14 protein-coding genes, 2 pseudogenes and 1 CRISPR repeat array are annotated in these 17,218 nt (G+C 41.7%); of the genes and pseudogenes, 2 read left to right on the forward strand and 14 right to left on the reverse strand.

Going from position 1 to position 17,218, the window contains the following annotated elements; genetic code table 11:
* Positions 1 to 348 (reverse strand): annotated as a pseudogene (locus tag WS42_RS00960) (maltose acetyltransferase domain-containing protein); the annotation flags it as partial.
* 170 nt (positions 349 to 518) lie between these two features.
* Positions 519 to 719, reverse strand: a complete 201-nt coding sequence (locus WS42_RS00965) for a nitroreductase family protein (RefSeq protein ID WP_286728025.1) — start codon at positions 717 to 719, stop codon at positions 519 to 521.
* A gap of 8 nt (positions 720 to 727) precedes the next feature.
* On the opposite strand from WS42_RS00965, the pseudogene WS42_RS15220 reads away from it, so the two are divergent.
* A pseudogene (locus WS42_RS15220) lies at positions 728 to 1,000 on the forward strand (AraC family transcriptional regulator); the annotation flags it as partial.
* Between the two features lie 62 nt (positions 1,001 to 1,062).
* Positions 1,063 to 2,280: direct repeats of the CRISPR family, unit length 30 nt; unit sequence GTTTCAATTCTACCTTAGTTCAATTAAAAG.
* Between the two features lie 218 nt (positions 2,281 to 2,498).
* On the opposite strand, the gene cas2 reads toward WS42_RS15220, so the two are convergent.
* The 6 genes from cas2 to WS42_RS01000 are packed head-to-tail and all read right to left on the reverse strand — an operon-like array spanning position 2,499 to position 8,541.
* Positions 2,499 to 2,759, reverse strand: coding sequence for a CRISPR-associated endonuclease Cas2 (gene cas2 / locus WS42_RS00975; protein ID WP_013611552.1), 261 nt, complete (start codon positions 2,757 to 2,759; stop codon positions 2,499 to 2,501).
* Positions 2,759 to 3,763: a type I-B CRISPR-associated endonuclease Cas1b gene (cas1b, locus tag WS42_RS00980; protein WP_013611553.1), complete on the reverse strand. Its 1,005-nt coding sequence runs from the start codon at positions 3,761 to 3,763 to the stop codon at positions 2,759 to 2,761. Before cas1b ends, cas2 begins: the two co-directional genes overlap by 1 nt.
* 41 nt (positions 3,764 to 3,804) lie before the next feature.
* Positions 3,805 to 4,317, reverse strand: a complete 513-nt coding sequence (gene cas4, locus WS42_RS00985; RefSeq protein WP_013611554.1) for a CRISPR-associated protein Cas4 — start codon at positions 4,315 to 4,317, stop codon at positions 3,805 to 3,807.
* On the reverse strand, positions 4,314 to 7,037 hold the full coding sequence (locus WS42_RS00990) for a CRISPR-associated helicase/endonuclease Cas3 (protein ID WP_046450649.1): 2,724 nt from the start codon (positions 7,035 to 7,037) through the stop codon (positions 4,314 to 4,316). Before WS42_RS00990 ends, cas4 begins: the two co-directional genes overlap by 4 nt.
* 2 nt (positions 7,038 to 7,039) lie before the next feature.
* Entirely contained in the window at positions 7,040 to 7,819 is a 780-nt protein-coding gene (gene cas5b / locus WS42_RS00995) for a type I-B CRISPR-associated protein Cas5b (RefSeq protein WP_013611556.1), read from the reverse strand.
* Entirely contained in the window at positions 7,816 to 8,541 is a 726-nt protein-coding gene (locus WS42_RS01000) for a type I CRISPR-associated protein Cas7 (protein WP_286728028.1), read from the reverse strand. The genes cas5b and WS42_RS01000 overlap by 4 nt, the downstream gene beginning before the upstream one ends.
* Positions 8,542 to 8,664: 123 nt before the next feature.
* Here WS42_RS01000 and WS42_RS01005 point away from each other — a divergent pair, with 123 nt between their 5' ends.
* Positions 8,665 to 10,104, forward strand: a complete 1,440-nt coding sequence (locus WS42_RS01005) for an IS4-like element IS943 family transposase (RefSeq protein WP_007844251.1) — start codon at positions 8,665 to 8,667, stop codon at positions 10,102 to 10,104.
* On the opposite strand, the gene WS42_RS01010 is transcribed toward WS42_RS01005, so the two are convergent.
* The 6 genes from WS42_RS01010 to WS42_RS01035 form a co-directional block, all read right to left on the reverse strand.
* On the reverse strand, positions 10,078 to 10,320 hold the full coding sequence (locus WS42_RS01010; protein WP_046450650.1) for a type I CRISPR-associated protein Cas7: 243 nt from the start codon (positions 10,318 to 10,320) through the stop codon (positions 10,078 to 10,080). The two genes, WS42_RS01005 and WS42_RS01010, sit on opposite strands and share 27 nt — an antisense overlap.
* A gap of 16 nt (positions 10,321 to 10,336) precedes the next feature.
* Positions 10,337 to 12,157: a hypothetical protein gene (locus tag WS42_RS01015; protein WP_197699709.1), complete on the reverse strand. Its 1,821-nt coding sequence runs from the start codon at positions 12,155 to 12,157 to the stop codon at positions 10,337 to 10,339.
* A gap of 242 nt (positions 12,158 to 12,399) precedes the next feature.
* A complete protein-coding gene (gene cas6, locus WS42_RS01020; RefSeq protein ID WP_022161367.1) occupies positions 12,400 to 13,170 on the reverse strand; it encodes a CRISPR-associated endoribonuclease Cas6 in 771 nt (256 codons plus the stop codon).
* 674 nt (positions 13,171 to 13,844) lie between these two features.
* On the reverse strand, positions 13,845 to 15,104 hold the full coding sequence (locus WS42_RS01025) for a metal-dependent hydrolase family protein (RefSeq protein ID WP_041557234.1): 1,260 nt from the start codon (positions 15,102 to 15,104) through the stop codon (positions 13,845 to 13,847).
* 92 nt (positions 15,105 to 15,196) lie between these two features.
* Complete coding sequence (locus WS42_RS01030; protein WP_140398583.1) at positions 15,197 to 15,496, reverse strand: sugar phosphate isomerase family; 300 nt, start codon at positions 15,494 to 15,496, stop codon at positions 15,197 to 15,199.
* A gap of 776 nt (positions 15,497 to 16,272) precedes the next feature.
* Positions 16,273 to 17,100: a PepSY-like domain-containing protein gene (locus WS42_RS01035; protein WP_013611562.1), complete on the reverse strand. Its 828-nt coding sequence runs from the start codon at positions 17,098 to 17,100 to the stop codon at positions 16,273 to 16,275.
* Between the last annotated feature and the right edge of the window lie 118 nt (positions 17,101 to 17,218).

The following is a 17,218-nucleotide window of genomic DNA, read 5'->3' on the forward strand; positions in this document are numbered from 1 at the left end:
ACAGGATACCTAGCCGTATAAATCCGTACGTCGGAAGCGATGAGCCCCCGCTTCCCGAGTGCGATCCGGTTAAAACCGACAAAGGTACAACCAGTGTTTACCACCACCCGATCACCTATATGAATATTACAACCATAACCTCAACTAAAAGCATGCCCGACCGCTCCCCCCTGTACCGATACTTCCGAACATCCCGCACAACAAAACTTGTTTTTCCTCTTTCCCTTCATAAGGTAAGAAATTATACTTCATCAATAAACAATGTGTTTTTCTTTTCAGCTCAGGAAAAACGGGAACATGACAATCATACCACTCACCGGCCAGACATTTTTCCAGTTCTGTTTTCATAAGCCAAACTATCCGGTTTACAGTACAGTCACTATCTCATTCACCGGTTTCCTGACAGAAACACATGCCGGGAAGCGTTTACATACCCCAGGGAGATGATCACGACAGGCTCCTGCCATCCGGTAACTACAATCGAGATTTCACCCGTCCGGATCGAAATTATAACCCCATCAACTCCAAAATCCCTGTACCGCTACAGCCAAACAAATATGTTCGGCCGCTATCGCCGCACCGATATCTGCATGGTTCTTCTTATCCGGATTCCGTACCCAGCCAACCACTTTATCGATACAAAATGACAATATACACCGGAGCGCCGGCAAACCATTACCGATCGTAGCATTGCCGTACTTGCTGTTTTCGTGCTTCACTTTTATAACATGCCAATCATCAACCCGGCTGTATTTTACGCCATAAAACGGATAAATCGCTGGTAGAAACGATCATCCGGAAGTACGTAAACCGGAATCTCTACAGTAAAAAGATTATCGCCCAGGTAATCAATACCACCATCATTGTTGTCGCCCGCAATATCGCCCTGTTTCTTCCCCGGCAAATGAATAAATGTCCGGAAGAAAGAGCTTTGAATATCCTGCAATATATTCAATCCAATATTCATCGTTCCGAGAAGATCAATACCCCGGCGACAAACTGACATTTCGGAATCTCACCCTTATCCGGGACGGTTAATAAAAACATGCCAGGTTGAGTCCAGTTTCAATTCTACCCTAGTTCAATTAAAAGTAGGAATAAACCGTACCCAACCACGTAGCCATATACGGTTTCAATTCTACCTTAGTTCAATTAAAAGCTACCGAAAGCCGGGATACCTGATTTCGATTCCCTGAGTTTCAATTCTACCTTAGTTCAATTAAAAGCTCCTCCGGCAATGGCGCTAAGATCGGCTCCTCCGGGTTTCAATTCTACCTTAGTTCAATTAAAAGTTAATCGAGGTAAGTGAAGTATCAAGGACATTCGGGTTTCAATTCTACCTTAGTTCAATTAAAAGCTTAAAGTAAAAGAAATACAGGTATTAAAAGAAGAGTTTCAATTCTACCTTAGTTCAATTAAAAGATGCTCTATAAAGGGGTTGTATTTGGAGTTTACGGGTTTCAATTCTACCTTAGTTCAATTAAAAGCATAAGCCGCAAAATGTGCAACAGGGTTTGTGTCATGTTTCAATTCTACCTTAGTTCAATTAAAAGGAATTATCGAGGTGTCCAACCTTGTCGAATTTAATCAGTTTCAATTCTACCTTAGTTCAATTAAAAGTTTCTTGCAAACATCGGCATTGGATATTCTGGTAAGTTTCAATTCTACCTTAGTTCAATTAAAAGTTAATGTATTCGCCTCTATCTTGTTGTTAAACTCAAGTTTCAATTCTACCTTAGTTCAATTAAAAGCTCTTTCTTTTACACTTTAAAGTTACGCATAAAAAAGTTTCAATTCTACCTTAGTTCAATTAAAAGTAGCCGGGCTTTGGTCAGAAACAGCACTTGAAGATTGTTTCAATTCTACCTTAGTTCAATTAAAAGATTTTTCCTGCATTTTCTCCATCAGTTTTTCCTCACGTTTCAATTCTACCTTAGTTCAATTAAAAGACATACCTAAATATCCATATAGTTATGACGGGGCAGAGTTTCAATTCTACCTTAGTTCAATTAAAAGACTGGAACATGAAGATGTGGCGGCAAAAGTACCGCTGTTTCAATTCTACCTTAGTTCAATTAAAAGTTCGGACGATGATTTCAGGCCCTTTGACGTGTACAGGTTTCAATTCTACCTTAGTTCAATTAAAAGCCGGACAGTAGGCTCAAAAGTAAGGCCGTTTAGTTGTTTCAATTCTACCTTAGTTCAATTAAAAGCGGCAGAATTTTGGCATAATTCCGGGTTATCATTTTCGTTTCAATTCTACCTTAGTTCAATTAAAAGCCGTTAAAAACGCCAACAAATATACTTCAAAATCAATGATTTATCATCCATTTATTCTCATTTTTTACAAACATTTGCAGTCGACCTTCAATTCTTAAATTTACCCTGACCTTCGACAACAACTTTTAAATTATTCATTTTCAACATGTCAAAGAACTATTATTCCATTTCTATTGTAATTACTCTCTCAACCCCCAATCATTTTTTTAAGGTCGACGCTATAAAAAATTAGAAACGCTGGCTTTTTCATCTCCTATAATCTCTTTTTCCAGCCATTTTTCGTCCCGGCTTTTAAAGAAAATCAAACTATCCTTTTCATCCATAAGATTCCGGGCTTCCGATGTTAATTGCTTCAACTGTACTTCTGAAATCTCCCCTTCAAATACACTGTTTTGTATCCATGAAAGGTAACGCCGGCACAATTTCAACATTTTAGCCGTCCGCTTCTGATCGACATCATATACTAAAATGACATACATTACCACCACATTTTCAAAGGTTTATATTCTTCCATCCCCAATAAATGCTTGGTCAGTTTATAACATTCTAATTTAATCAAATGCCTGTAACTGACACTTCTTCCCAACTTCCGGTGTTTTATCGTCTCTTTCGTCCTCTCTTCCCATTCCTGGGCTACTTTTTTCATAGAAGATTGCTTTAGCAGACATCGATTTAAGTGTTGATCGAAATCCGATTCCCTTAACTGTTTACGGTTAAACATGGAGAAAATCAATCGGTCCGCCAATATGGGTTTAAAGATTTCTGCCATATCCAGAGCCAGAGAATAACGCCTTTCCCCCGGCTCATGCAGAAAGCTGATCGTCGGATTCAATTGGGTATGATAAATGGCATCCAGACATAACGAATAACACATACTGTTAGCAAAAGAAATCATCGCATTCACCTCATTGGAAGGTGGCATCTTTGTCCGGTTTCCCATGGAAAAACCATCGATAATCGTATCAAATGCCTCATAATAGGTTTGACGGATATTCCCCTCGATTCCCATCAACATCGGAATATCGGTTGCAGTAGCAATCAATGGAATATAGGCTTCTATCCGTTCAATCTGTTGCCTGGTATCTTTTCCCCGATTCGTATAATATCTCAGATTCTTCAACATGTTAAACGCTGCCCCATCGATAAAACTTCGGGCAATTGCCATCCGTTTTTCCTGCCGGATATGGTGCTTCATCTGGGCAATCTGCATCTTGCCGGATAACAGGTAATCTTTAGGCATAAACGAACCGGTATAATGTTCATAATAATCGAAAAAATGAACCGCCACCTGATGCTTACCCAGAAAATTGTACATCATACTATTGGTATCCAAACTACCGAATACAAAGAGATTATCTACGGTTTCAATAGGAATGTAACGGGGTTGCCCTTCCTGTCCCTCTTCGTCTACCGGAGTAAATTTCAGCGTATTATCCTTCCGGCTCAACCGCCCGGGATTAAATAAATAGTACGTCCTTTTCATAAAACAATTTTAAGTCCATTAAAAAACATTTATTCCCTGTTTCATTCCCCTTCTCCGGAATAACAAAATTCATAATATGAACAGGCTCCGCATTTTCCTTTGGATAAAGCAGGCGGACATGCCTCCTCCCCGATCAGCTGTCGGATCTCCACCTCCATCTGACGCAATATTTCCCGGTCCCCCTCTTCCAACTCCACCCGCATCGTCTCCCTCAGTAAAGGGTATTCCAACATCCCCACCACATCGGCTATTCCTTCCCGTTCAAACAAAAGCAAATAATATTTCACCTGCCAGATATACGCCTCCTCTTTCGATGTAGATTTTTTGATTTCATGAATCACCTTCTCTTTCGGATCATAAAAATCAATCACAGAACCACCGATTCTCACTTCTTCATATCTGGCTGCCCGGTTCGGATACGAAGTCTCATGTACCAGCTTTCCTTCCGTGACTACATCCGAGGTATGTTCCATCCGGATACCATTGGCATGTAACCACGTTTCCCGTTTACACACCTGATAAAGATTAATCAAAGTTCCTGTCACATTTATCATATAAAAGTTATATCTTTCAATGCTCTGTTATTCAATCCCATTTTATAGTCGTACAATTTTCCGTTCACCCCCTCATCTTCCCAATGGGATAAATAAAAATACCCCAACTTTTCTTCCCCCGTCCCCCCTTTCAACTCCTGCAATTCTTTCGAATAACCAACCAAAGAAAAAGTAAAACACGACAATATCCGCTGCATGATTTTAAAACCGACCTTTTCTTCCAGATCAAATTTTGCAGGATGATCACGATATACGAGACGTTCGTACACCTCCCACACTTCCTTTCCATCCAACAGTCCCTCACAAGGCACAACCCCAAAATCTTCCAGAAATTGAAGTTCCCGGTCAGAAAACAGACGCTCTTTAACACCTTCTGTCATCGAATCCACTTCTACCGGCAACGGTATAGGGACAAAAACAGTTTCATTCTGCTGCTCGATTACCTGAAAATTACGATCTACCTGTTGAAAATCCAACCCTTCGACAAATCTCAAAAATCCCGAACGGAAATTCTGCACATAAGTCTGTTCGTTCATCCAATTTATCTTCTCAAAAACCAATTCATACAAACATCCGAAATCTTTTTCACGAAGAATACGTTCATATTCACCGACAGAAATTTGTTCCCGGACCATCTGATATCTTTTATCTTTTCCATACAAGACACTTGCATTATCCAGTCGGAACAAATAGACTTCACAGCCCACTTTACAGGCATTCCGGTTTACCCTCCCGGCCAACTGTTCATCACTGTCGATCAAGGATATATTTTTAAATCCTAAATCCATATCGATATCGACCCCAGCTTCAACAACCTGTGTCGTGATTAGCAATATATTTTTCTTCCGGCTGAGCGGATTTTTCAGCTCATTGATAATTTCCCGCCTCCGGGGTTCCAGAATTGTCCCGGAGAGAAGGAATACCTCGTCAAAAAAGGGCTCCTTTTCTTGTATGAAAGCATAAAATTCCGCGGCAGATTTTTTAGTGATAAACTCTATTATGGTATGAACCGTCCCGTTCTTCCCCGGTTTATCCCGATATTCCACTGATTTCCCAAGAACAAAATCCGCTAAATCGTTCATATCGATCTCTTCCTGGAACAACTCAAACCTGAACTCCACTCTCCCGGCAAAATTTGGATTCTGCATATAAGATTTTGCCTGAGGCAACAAATCCACAAATCCGGTTCTTTCCTTCAAAGGAATTCTCAGTTTACCGATCTTAGGTAAAGTCGCGGACATCAGAATAAAACGAACCTGAAAAAAGCGGGCATAATGTTCAATCAAATAATACATTTTATCCCACAAAAGCGGATTATAGGTCTGCAATTCATCGATAACCACCACCGCATTCGCCAGGCGGTGGAGTAAATAATTCGCTTCCTTCCGGTTTGTTTTCAACATATCGAAGAACTTCACATGCGACATAACGCACACAGGAAAAAGGGCAAACAAACGATCGATATAATCCTGCTTTTTATCCGCATACAGTCCATCCTCTCTTTCCTCCGTTTTTTCATTAAATCCGGCTTTGGAATGTAACTCCGCCAGTTCCGTAGAAGTCAAGCCCAAAGCATTTTTCAGTGTCTGATTTGTCTGGGTAATCAGAGTCGTATAGGGAAATACATAAAATACTTTCTGAATCTCAGGATGGACGGCCATTAATTCAGTCACCGCCAGCATGGATAAATTTGTCTTTCCCCCTCCCGTCGGAGCCTCAATATAAAACAAACGATCATCAGAATGTTCACGAACGGTCCGGATGACTTCCACAGCCATTCCGGTTCGCAGCCGATTCAAGTGATCACCGGATTTTTCCTGCGGATACTCAAAAACAAATTTATCCAATTGTTCATATATCCCCCGGTTATGCTTGTAATTTCGCAGATGCCCGATCATTTCCTCTACCCGGTGACGGTCTTCAAAAATTCCGGCCTCTTTCACCTGTCTCCCAGTCATATATGCATGAGTCGCCAGATAATCGGCAGCCGCCAGAACAGAAGAATTCAATTTAATCAGCGCATACAAAGCAAAAGAAGCTTCCCGTTGCGCATCCGTTTCCTTTCGGATAGCAACAATATGCTCGAATACAGCTTCGACACAAGTAAAATCCCCTTCATATCCCCAAACCGTCAGATAAGTATGCAATTCTTCATATCCCCCGGCAAATGAATTAAAAAACTCCTCCTCATCGGCACATCCCAAACCGCCGCTATGATGCTGCCGGATAACATAGGCAAAGAAAAAAGCATAGACAAACAGCATCTTTTTTTCTTCCTCCGTCAGGCACGGATCTTGCCACACACGGTCCAATTCAAAAGCCAGAAACAGCCAGGCGCTCAAAAACGAATGTCCATAGGCAGGTACCAATATTTCCGTCTTCCGATGTTTAAACAACCGATTCAACATCCTGGAATATTGAAAATTATCGTTTACCTTACCTGTATCATGAAAAACAAACACCGCCATAAACATCCGTTTCAACTCTTCCTGCACATTCTCCGAGTATTTTCCGGCAATCCCCGGAATCAAACGATCGACGACCTTCTCCAAACCGTGCTTGCCGATCAGCCAACAAGCCCTTTCAACCACTTTGGCCGTATGTTCCTGCAAAGATTCGGCAGATTTTCCGGGACAAATATGTGCCAGATAAGAATCATTTTTCAACCTGCCGAACAATAACTCCATCTGGCCCTGAATTATTTCTTTACAGTCTTTCATATTCAAAACAATTGAACAATCTTTCCTTCCTCTTCCAGCTGATACAAATTTACCATCTGCGTGGCAGCCTGTAAGGTCCAATCCGTAAAAGCGAAGTCGGCCAATTCATATTGCATCAGAACCGGATGAAAACCAACAGGCAAACGTTCGAAATACACAAAACTACCTCGATTCACTATGCCTTTCAGCGAAAACGAAAAACTGGCCTTTACCTGCTGTCCTTTCAATACTCCTTCTTTGATAAACAAGGATGAAACCCGAAAATCAGTTTCCGGTACAAAAGTTTTAAAAGCATATTCCCGGAACGAATCTCCGAACCAGGCCGGATATTCATTTTTACCCAAATAGGGAATATACTCGGCCCATCCTTCCCGGATATACTCGTACAACTTCCGGTGATCCGGATGCTCTTCCGACAACAAAAGATAGCAGCGATAGGCCGGACGAATCAGCATACTCTCTTCAACCAGCAGGTTACCATCCTGATTAGCATATCCGACCGTATTCGTATACTTGACTATCGTTTTCTGAAAATTCCCTTTCTCATGTCTCCCCTCCAAAGGTTCTATTCCCACCGGGAGGGCAGCCAACCGCTGGTAATATTCCGGCCATTCTCCTTTTTTCCGATAACCCCGCAAACCGATAATAGCCCCCAATATGCCTAACAGGGCGGGCTTATGTAACATATTATAGGTCAGCAACACCCCATCATTGTAATCGGGCTTTTTGAAGAAACCGAAATCAGCCTGTATATCAAATGAAATCAGTCGTTGATTATTCATAACCCGTTCAATTCAAGTTCGACTGTTCCTTCCGGCAGATGAATCACTTTTGTAATTCCCTTATTGTAAAACAATTCAATTTTTGAGATCTCATTTTTGATTTTTTCTTTGGACAATAAGGTACTCACTTTCGCAAAATCAATTTCCCGTTCTGCATTTACCTCTATCAAATCCACGAAAGAGGGTAATACCAGCTTCGACTCTTCTTTCAATTCCACCCACAACAAGGCCTCATTCTCCGTTCCTGCCTTGGAAGAGGAATCATAATATGTCACTCCGCAACGTAAAGCTTCTTTCAATTTGGCAATATCCTCCCCCGTTAATCTTCCATTATCGACAAATTCAGTCAGTTCGTCTAAATTACCGGGATTGACTGAAAAATGATGTACGTAATGGCCTTCCTGTAATTTAAATTGGGTTCCTAAAGTCGTTTGCATCGAATCCGTACTATTATCATTGGAGTTCCGGAAAGGCGAAGCAATCTGCTCTGAATAGATAATCCCTTCCACATATCGGTTCACCCCATGCGTCGGTTGTACAACACCATGAATAGACAAATTGGCCGTTTTACTGGCAAAAGTTCCGCCAAATAACCGTACATCCAGACAGCTCAACAAATTTCCCAGAATCACTTTACGCGCCTTGACCGCCTCTTTCTTATCCGCTTTCGGATAATCGCCGAAGAAACGGGCATAATTCTGGTCTAAATCCCGGGGCTGCATATCTCCATTCAGGCTTTTAAAATATTCAAGTTTCGCAAGTAAAAAAGTATAGCTTTTAGTTCTGTATTTCGCAGAAAATGAGTATCTTTAAGTGCTATCAAAAAGGACTCAATACTAAAAGCTATGGTCAAAGATAAACATATTATTTCAGAAATAGACTCATTTTTCTCTAAAAATGATTGTAACAGGGCCATTAATTGTATAATCGGTACAATCTCCCGCCTGAACCTCAATTTCTCCGGCATTGGAATTGAGAAACGGCATAACTGTAAACTCACCAGTCTCCAAGTGTTGGAACTGCTTTTGCTCTTCCCTTTCTTCATGGTGAGGAACTCTTTCCAATACAGCCATTCCGGTCTCTCGAAGTTATTTTCCTGTCGAAAGGATATGTTTTACCGTTTCCTGGAACAGGACCACATCGACTGGCGCAAGCTGGTCTATAGGATGTCCTTGCGCCTTTTGAGGCGGACCGGTGCGAGGAGCGACTCGGAAGGGTCCCTTCAGTGTCTGATAATTGACGATACGGACTTGCCCAAGACCGGCTTCAAGACAGAGCTGATAGGCCGCATCTATTCCCATGTGCTACACAGGAGCATCCTCGGCTTCAAGGGGCTGTTCCTGTGCCATACCGACGGGAAGACACAGACCATGCTTGACTTTTCGCTTCATGGCGAGGAGGGCAAGAACCCTGAAAAAATACAAGGGCTGACAAGCAAGCAGCGGAATGCCCGCTTTTGCAAAGTCCGTGACGAAAAATCCGTGGTCAACACCCGTATCCGGGAATATAAACAAAGCAAGATTGAGCGTTCCATTGAAATGGTGAGGCATGCCATGAAGAAAGGCATACGGTTTGATTACCTGCTTGTTGACAGTTGGTTCACCTGTGCAGACCTGATACGATTCATCACTTCAAGACATTTGGAATGCCATCTGATAGGCATGCTAAAGATGGGGAAAACCAGATACAGGACCGAAGCGGGAAACCTGAACGCTCCCGTCATCATCGACAGGCTGAAGAAGGAAAAGTCGGTCAGGTACAGCCGCAAACTGAACTGCTATTATGCCCACATGGATGCCGAATACGCCAACCGGAAAATCCGGATCTTCTTCTGCAAAAGAGGCAGGAAAGGGGCATGGAACGCATTCCTTTCCACTGACACCCGACTGGACTTCTTTGAAGCCTACCGGATTTACTCCATGCGTTGGGCCATTGAAGTCTGCTTCTCGGAAATGAAAGGGCTGCTCAGGCTCGGGAAATGCCAATGCAGGAACTTCTCTTCACAAATAGCAAGCATAAGCCTGACACTGATGCAATACAACATCCTTTCCCACATCAAGAGGTTTGAAGCCTATGAAACCATAGGGGGATTGTTTGACCGGACTGTCAACGGAGCGATGGAACTCTCGGTGACCGAACGGATATGGGAACTGATCCTGCAGATTGTAGCTGTCATCGCAGAGCTATTCTCGGCAGATGAAGAGGAAATTATCAGGATGATTGCCTATGACAATCCAAAAATCAACATCATTAAAGATTTATGCGGAGTGAAAAAGACGGCATAGGGCTACTTGCGAAACTTGAATAAAATAAAATACCTTGTCTTCCGGATAATTTTTATCTATATAATTCCGAACGGTATATTTCAATGCTTTATCTGTTGCATATACCGACCCATCGGGCAAAGTACGGGGCTGATGTGAAAAGTCCGCATTATAATTGGAATTGACAGATTTGATTACCACACAACCAAACACTCTGTTTTTAAATGTATTACTCATAATGTTTTATTTTAAGTTAGTTTTCTTCATTTGTTTCTTCTGATTTATTAACGCTAAAAAGCAGATTATCCGAAAAAATCCCGGCCAGCATCATGGGCAGGTAGTCCCGCATATTCGCTTGGGTCTGATAGGCCATAACCGATGCAAACGGATGACGGAAATTGCCTGAAAAATTCTCATGCTTATAGGTATCGAAAAGCCGGGCAATCGCTTTATTCAATTCAGAGGCGTGCACCTGCTGCAAAAAAGGCTCCAGCCGTTTATAACTTTTGTCTGCCGTCTTACTCTTATGTAATAAATAGTAAATCACCTGTCCGGCTGCAAAAGCATATTGTTCGTCGTTTTCCAATATAGCCTCACCTTGCGATAAGGCAACCATAAACACTCTCTGTTCTTCCAATTTACTTGCCATAGTATCTGTATTTTTAAATTGTAAATCAAAACGTTCAGCCAAACTGAACCAAATGTTCATTTTAGACAAAATCCCCCAGCGTTGGGTATGCTGGTTTCCTTTTAATTCATCCAAACGGATATCCTCCAAAATACCGGTCAATAAAATATGATCGAACATAGGACGGGTAACAGCCTGTAATCTGGATTTATAGATATAATCATAAAAAGCTTGCCGATACTTCAATACCAATAAATAGTTATTTTCCGATTTACAGTATTTCGGTTCTAATTCATCGAAATATTTACGTTGTGTATCTCCGGCTTTCGTTCGTGTAATCAACGAGTTATTAAATATTTCGCGTAACACTTTTTCCTCCAACTCAAATACATGGCTTATTTTCTCCGTAAAACCGATCTGAAAATGATCTTTTACCATCCAACCTTCTTTATCCCCACTCTGCAAACGATAGCGGAAACGGGAAACAAAATCGAAATCACAAACCGTATCGCCATAGTAATACAATAAATAATAATCACCGATATCGTCCTGATGATTTTTATAAAGCTCCCGTATGATCTCCTGATAACCGATCCTCTTGCCATCCGCCAAATACCGGGAGAAAACCGCAAGCATTTCGGTCTGCAACTCTTCCCGGTAAACAAACAACGGCAAAGGACGGGGTAAAACATTCCGGCGCATGATTTCCTGAAAATCATGGAGATTTCCAGCCATCTCTCCGGTAATCCGCCCGGCAATATCGAAAACAGCCGACTGATGGGATAAAAAAGGCTTTTTAGTTGGAAATCCATTCAGGAAATCGCTGGTCCCATAGAGTTGATTTTCTACCGAAATATTGTATTCATTGGTATTGAATAATTTGTCCGACAAATATTTTTCATGAACCCGGCGATATTTTTCCATCTCCTCCTCCAAATAAAGAATAATGTACTCCTTATCCTTGACTTCATCAACCTCTGACTGAAAACAGGCAAATAAAGCATTCAGTTTCTCTTTGGAGTTGATAAAATGCTGAAAAACCCTTATTCTTTCTTTCTCGCTATCCTCTTCGACGTAGGATAAAGCATTAGCAAAATAAGTATCGATACGGTCGTAGATTTTAGTCTTATCTTTCGCATATTTTCCTCCTCCTTCCAGAGATTCCCGTTTCAAGGCAATGCAATAAGGAGAACAGGAATGCAGCCCCTTAGCCGGAAGATCGAAACATTTATTGGTATTCACACACCATCCCACCTGAGCCAGCTCAGCACAATGCTGTAAAAAAGGATAATCGAATTCTGTCGCTTTCCGGGTCAGACAAACCCGGCAGACAGACTGTTCGTCCATAAAATGAGTTCCCTCCTTTTCCTGGATTTTCAGCAAAACATGCAGTCCTTCTTTAGGCTTCAGCCCCGCCTGCTTTAACTCAGCAGGCAAACTATTCATAAAGTTATTAATTTCCTGAAGCATATTATTGTTTTATTTTCATTCTGTAAAAATCTACTTAGGTCAATTAAAATAAGTACCTACGGTATCCCGATGGACATCGGCGGGTTATTTCAATTCTATCCCACTACTATTACAAATTCACCCAAAACAACCTGGATACCCAAACAAGGAGTTAAAAGTTTTGTTTTCCCGTTTACAACAGAATAAAAACTCAAACACCACACACACTAAACTTATTATCACTGTTTCAACACTTCCACACAACCGAATCCCTGGCTGTTCAATCGTCCGAAACCACCTTCGTAACCCAGACGCAATAATTCCGGCTGTCCTTCCAGCTCAAAGCGGAAAGTATATCCTTTCATTCTGGTTTCCTCCGGAGTACCTACCTTCAGCACAATTGTTTTAGGCTTGGGCTCAGACAACAAATGCAAGCGGGTCAGAGGCCAGGACGGATCGGGTTCCTGTCCATAAAACACCCTGTATTTATCCAGCAGATTCAAATGCAACAATTCTGCAAACTTCGGATTCCCCGGTGAAAGATGTATCGCTTTCCGGGTTTCCGGTAATTGCTCTTCAATAAACATAGGCGATAGAGTTTTAAAAAACATCCGGGAAGTGAATTCCGGCTCAGCCTGCCGCTCTAAGTTAAAGACTTCAAAGCGGACCCTCGATTTCCGGTCACCAACCTCCAATTGCCTGTTCTTAAACAGACCCATTACAAAAGCATCAATTGCTTCTATCGGATAGAACGACACAATCAACTGGGCCGTATCCGCCAAAACAAAAATCCGATCCCCCTCGATTCTGAAACACGGAAAATAGAAATTCGAAAAGGTAAATAATTTAAATACTTTCTTTTCCTTACAATATCCTTTATCATGTAGCCAGGCAGTAAAAACCGGATTACCTTCATTCAATACCTTGTACAAACAACTTGACAATTCATACATATAATTACAAGGTAAAACGGTTCCTTCCACAATTTTAAGTACCAATTTCAAACGCATAATAATAATTTATATTTATGCCTTAAATATAATAAATAATTGCAGTAACAAACAACTATATCGAACAAAAATTATCAGAAAATGTATTCGAATCCTCATTTGTGACAGACATGTATAACCGGAATACCGGACTCTTTCACTACGATCTTCATGCTGTCGTAAATCAGAATCTGGTACTGATAACTCCATACGTTTTTTCATTAACTGCAAGGTTAGATTGAATGTCTGAAGACCACAAAGGATCATCCCCAAAACATGATAGAGTTGTAGACTTATACTTCCAGACTCTGCACATAGAAAACATATCGCACGCCCCCTCTTTTCCGGAGTGGAAATACATACCGTTCGCCCCAAAGGGCGGGAATATTCAATCCCGTACAAGTAAATTTCGGTTCCCTTACCGTTGCCAGTCTGTTCTTGCGTTATCCCCTAACATAAATCCAATTTTATGCCCCCCAATTATATCTTCTCTACAAGATAATTTCTTTCTGCCTTCATATCCTGAAATCTAGAAGACAAAACTACCCGGATACCCCGATTATCTGTATCGTCTACACACATAAATCTCCCGGTTATCGATTAACCACTGCTCTGTTTTTTCCAAATATACAAAGCAGTGTTTAATCGATAACCGGGGAAAAATCCCGGTCTAAAAGGCTCTGGGGTAGCGGATATTATAAATCGTTTTTATATATTTTGCCGTCTTTCATGATCAACAGCATATTCTTGCCAGGATCGGTCAGCACTTTTATATCTTCGAGTGCATTTCCATCCACCACAATCAGATCGGCCAGAGCCCCCTCTTCGATCACCCCCAGTTTACCGGGATAAGGATTACGGCGGCCGGACAGAGCCAACAGTTCGGCATTATCGTGAGTGATCATCTTCAGGATTTCAAAGTTGGAAAACCAGCGGGTCATCTTTTCGATATTCAGGTTTTGATTCCGTGCATTGGCCGGACTGAAAAGCAAGTCGGTACCCCATGCCAGCTTCACCCCGTATTTCTTCGCCAGCTGATAGGCCCGGTCGGTGCCTTGTACCACCAGTTCGTGTTTCGCCTGCTGTACAGGATTGGTATAATGATTATTTCCTTCTCCGATAAAGGGTTGCATCGACAACCACACGCCTTTCTCTGCAATCAGTTTCATCGTCGGTTCATCGATCAGTTGACCGTGTTCGATACTTTTCACCCCAGCCCGGATAGCCCGGCGGATCGCCTCCGGCACATAGACATGCACCATCACATAAGTACCCGCATCCTCGGCGGCCATTACCGCCGCATGCAGTTCATCTTCGAAATACTGCACATCTTCCAGCTGGTCATACAACGAAGAGACCCCTCCGCCTGCCATCAGCTTGATCTGACTCGCACCCAGACGCAGGTTATTCCGCGAAGCGACGATCACGGCATCCACCCCGTCGGCGATGATAGCAGCCCCGATTTTCTCGGTATGAGTCAGGCCGCAACAATCGAAAGGCTCAGGGATATCGTATACCATACGAAAATCGGCATGTCCGCCTGTTTCGGAAATAATCGCCCCACTAGGATAAATACGCGGTCCCGGCAGTGTTCCCTCATCGATCGCCCTTTTCAGTCCGAATACCGGTCCCCCCGCATCCCGGATCGTCGTAAAACCCCGCAAAAGAGTCTTCCCGGCTTCCTCTCCGGCTCTCAGCTGTGTATAAGAAGCATGAGCGGTCAACAAATCGACCATCGTATTAGCAGCCAGATAAGCATGCCAATGTGCATCGATCAATCCGGGCATCAGAAATTTTCCCCGCCCATCGATCACTTCTACTTCTGCTCCGGCAACAATCGGTTCGGCCGATACTTTCCGGATCGCATTGTCCTCGATCCATACATTTCCCGTGACGGTCTTTTCACTTTTCCCGTCGAAAATCACGACATTTTGAATCAGAATTCCCTTTCCCATAGTCAGTAACGGCAATAAAGCCCATAAAATAAATACGTACAACTTCAACATAATCCAATATACAAGTTTACAAATGAACGATCTCATCGAATTTATTGTACGTAATCATCCCAGAAAAGTTTATTTCCACCTACTCTCACCCAGTAACTACCACTTCGGGCCGATATCCCCCCACTCTCCACGACACCGGTGATCTTTTTCCGATGCGGGACCGATGTCCCGGAAACGAACATCCAGAACCAGATTATGTTTTCTGTCACCACCGGTCCGTCTTTCCCTTTTGCCAGCCGGAGCATAATTTCCGTAGCCCCTAATTTTCTTATTTCCTGCTCGACCCAGAGCAACAGGAAATACCTCCACCGGTACAGGAAAATTTGTTCCCAACCGTCCAATCAACCTAGTGTTGTCGACAATAATAAATACAAAAAATATCATTAACAAACTCAGATAAATTAAATAGAAACAAAAATAGAGCGGCCGGCTTTCAAAAAGCCTTTCAAGAGAAAATAATTGAAATCAACAAATTTATTTGGCGAATAATAAAAAATAAACTATTTTTGTCATCGCTATCAAGTACTGTTTCAAACAGTTCCTTGCAATAAAAAATGGACGTTTAAATAGTTAGATGTAAAAAGGGATAGGTCACAAAACCAAAATACTTTATTGACTGAATAAGAGTTACTTAATAATGTTAAAAAAGGAAATATTTGTTTATTTTGAGAAGAAAATAAACGTCGATTAAATTAGCCGGTAACGGACTTTTCGATAAATAAATTTCCTCAAAAAGTAACTTTTTCCATTTTTCTACATCATTAGTATTCAAGATCTTTGAATGTTTTGGACGTAAAAGATTCTTCCGGTGACGTCGCCGGGAATTGACCAGATATAAGAGAAACAGGCTGCATAAAAAGACAGGGTCCCGCGGAATTATCTTCTAATCAGGTGAAATCGATTCATACACTCTTTATGATATTTCACACGATAAATTCTACTTATGCATTTCTTACATACATACACACATACACACACACATGCGTAAAGCGGGACCCTTATTCCAATTAAATTCAGAGTTATAAAGTCTGTAAAGTTTATATAGTCATCGGATTCTTCGAACTTCATAAACTTTACAGACTTTATAAATTAACCTTCATCGTCCCGATAAATCGGATCACTGTAGGATATTTCCGGTAGGATCGATAGACAGATGTACTTCAGAATTTCCTTGTTCCAGATCGAAATAGTAATACGAATTGTTCGGCGTCTCATAAAAATGAATATCGTCGATGCGGTATTTTCCAAAATTCGAATGCCGGAAAGTTTCCATTACTACCGAAGGAACTTCGGCCTTGCTCACTTCCCAGGAAGTCGACAACCAATCGTTTCCCTGAAAAATCAATTCTTTAGCTTTTCCTCCATCCAGGATGTCCACTTCCAATTTACCTTTTTCATTATCCATTTCAATGATGGTAGCATCCGGATATTTTTGTTTGATCCAAATCTGGATATCCGAAGCGACAGGCATATAAGAACTCCGTTTCTCTTTAGACACTTCATTCACGGTTTTGATCAGATTGCCGTTACCGACATAATACAGGTCGGTATCCAATCCTTCTTTTTCGAGTTCGATGATATACACTGCTTCCATTCCAGCCCGTTCGATCTTGTCGATATCGTCTTTTTTCCAGGTACTGTAAACACTTTTCTCGAATTGTTCGCGGATGGCCTGTGGCAGGGAACTATACCTCAGATTACTTTCCGTCATCACCCATTTACCGGTTCCGTCGAACCAAGCCTCGTGTTCGATACCGTCTTCCCGGAATTCTGCGACATAATACCCCTGCTTTTGTTCCCACTCTACTTTATCGGACTGAGGATACTTGTTATTAAATGCCGCAACGATTTTCGCATCGGGACGATACTGGTTTTGTTGTTTACAACCGGCTATTGCAAAGCCACTGATGAATAACAAAATAAAAAGAATCAATCTGGTTTTCATATTTTTCATTTTTATGTGATCGTTTGTCTGCTGTATACGATAATCGCGGAAGGGATGTTCTAAGGAGTAATCAAACAATTCACCTTTGATTTTCGTAAGTAGTGGAGATTTCTGTAAA

The organism is Odoribacter sp. N54.MGS-14 (genome assembly GCF_000980295.1).
Classification (GTDB): domain Bacteria; phylum Bacteroidota; class Bacteroidia; order Bacteroidales; family Marinifilaceae; genus Odoribacter; species Odoribacter splanchnicus.